Annotated in this window: 3 protein-coding genes; 2 read left to right on the top strand and 1 reads right to left on the bottom strand. The window is 56.8% G+C overall.

The window, feature by feature from the left end; all coding sequences use genetic code 11:
• On the top strand, positions 1 to 461 hold a 461-nt coding region (locus QZ571_RS18465; protein WP_295531504.1), incomplete at its 5' end, for a 3-deoxy-7-phosphoheptulonate synthase.
• Between the two features lie 213 nt (positions 462 to 674).
• Positions 675 to 1,397 carry a LysE family translocator gene (locus QZ571_RS18460; RefSeq protein WP_295537630.1) on the top strand — a complete coding sequence of 241 codons (723 nt, stop codon included), beginning with the start codon at positions 675 to 677 and terminating at the stop codon, positions 1,395 to 1,397.
• A gap of 126 nt (positions 1,398 to 1,523) precedes the next feature.
• Here the strand turns inward: QZ571_RS18460 and QZ571_RS18455 are convergent.
• Positions 1,524 to 2,104: penicillin acylase family protein (locus tag QZ571_RS18455; protein ID WP_295537629.1), on the bottom strand; the 581-nt coding region annotated here is incomplete at its 5' end.

Here is a 2,104-nt window from a genome sequence, read left to right as displayed (position 1 = left end):
TGGCCAAGCTGAACCCCGAAAACGAGGCGGGCCGCCTGACCCTGATCGCGCGCTTTGGCGCGGGCAAGGTGGGCGATCATTTGCCGCGCCTCATTCGCACGGTCGAATCTGAGGGCGCCAATGTCGTGTGGTCCTGCGATGCCATGCATGGCAACACGATCAAATCGGCGAGCGGTTTCAAAACGCGGCCCTTCGAATCCGTGCTGCGCGAAGTGCGCGAGTTCTTTGCCATCCACAAAGCCGAGGGCACGATCCCGGGCGGCGTGCATTTCGAGATGACGGGCAAAGACGTGACCGAATGCACCGGCGGCGTGCGCGCTGTGACCGACGAGGACCTGTCCTCGCGCTACCACACCGCCTGCGACCCGCGCCTCAACGCCTCGCAATCGCTGGAACTGGCGTTCTTGGTGGCCGAAGAGCTGCAGGACCGCCGCAAACTGGCGAAAGCTGCCTCGCAGTAAGACGCTGCGATCAACGTATCTAGAAGGCCCCGGCGATTGTCTCCGGGGCCTTTTGTTTGAGGGCTGGGGGTGCACGGGATGGGGCGGACCGCGGATATCTCGAAACGGCCGGAAACCTTCAACAACGGCTTAGGTTTTGAATGGAGTTTGTGGCAGCATCAAAAGGGGTGGTTTGGGCCTGTTCCACAAACGAGTGTTTTAGAACGGCCGTGAATGATGGTTCTCCTGATCGAAACTGTCGTTGTCTTTCGTCAGATTTACTTGTTCTCTGTCATGCCAATTCTCCTTGGAGCAACTACTATGCCTGATCCCGCTAACCTCTTTGCTTTTGCCCTCATTTCACTTGGGATGGTGCTGACACCCGGGCCAAACATGGTTTATCTCATTTCCCGGTCGATATGTCAGGGCCGAACGTCTGGAATGATATCGCTTGGTGGCGTTACCTTGGGTTTTGTTTTTTACATGCTTTGCGCTGCTTTTGGCATCACCGGCTTTGTCATGGCAGTGCCATTTGCTTATGACACGCTGCGGTTCGCAGGCGCGGTATATCTGTTATATCTGGCGTGGCAGGCCGTAAAACCGAGCGGACGATCCCCTTTTCAAGTCCGGGATTTACCCAAAGATGGTCCTCGCAAGCTTTTTTTGATGGGATTTCTCACTAACATTCTCAATCCGAAAATCGCTGTGATGTATCTCTCTTTGTTGCCGCAATTTATCAGCTTGGAAAACGGCAGCATTCTGGGTCAATCAATCGCCCTAGGGTTAACGCAGATCATCATCAGCGTCTCTGTAAATGCCATGATCGCAGTCGGAGCAGGCAGCATCGCTGTATTTCTTGTTCAGCGGCCCCTTTGGGCCACCGTCCAGCGCTGGATCATGGGAACAGTGCTCACCGCTCTAGCTGTCAGAATGATGACCGAGGCGCGGCGCGGTTAAACGCCGCGATAAGAGACAGTGTCGGCAATTTTTGGCTTCCGGCAAACCTCCCAAAAACGACCCTTTGCTGAACGCCTTTCCCCAACCCCGAAATCCCTCACCTCCGCCTCGCCACGCCCAAGCCACCTATGGCTTGCCCGCTTGCGGGATCAGATGTGTCGTGCCCACCGCCGCTGCACGCGCCAGTGCGGGGTCCAGCGACATCGGGATATAATCGCCCGAGCGCCACAGTTCTGACAGATCATCATAATGGCTGCTCAGCGGATGGCCCGACTGCCCGGTTGAAATGATAAACACCGAGGAATCGGGATCGGCGAAATCAAGCACTTCGCGATAGCCCGCCGCGTGGACATTGGCGTAGGAATCCGGACCATCGCCGCCGCGCATTTCACCGCGCATCAAGGTGAAATCTCCTCCCGAGGTCGATTGGCGAATATTGACGAACCATTTCAGCCCCGGAACCTTGCCTAAGACAGGGTGATCCTGCTCGGCGATATGGGCATCGCCCCAGCGCCAGCTTTCCACATTGGGCCCGTATTTCTTGCTCAGATCCAGCAGCGCGGCATCAAGGGACTGGCGTGCGATATCGGTGCAGGTCTCTTTTGGGGCAGATTGGAGGATGTCGCACCAACGGCTCGCGCCATCGGTATTGCGAAACACCCGCTCGATGAAGACAGGCTCGAGATGGGTGAATTTCTTGGCCAACG

The organism is uncultured Thioclava sp. (assembly GCF_913064665.1).
GTDB lineage: Bacteria > Pseudomonadota > Alphaproteobacteria > Rhodobacterales > Rhodobacteraceae > Thioclava > Thioclava arctica.
This window is presented reverse-complemented; position numbering and strand designations above follow the sequence as displayed.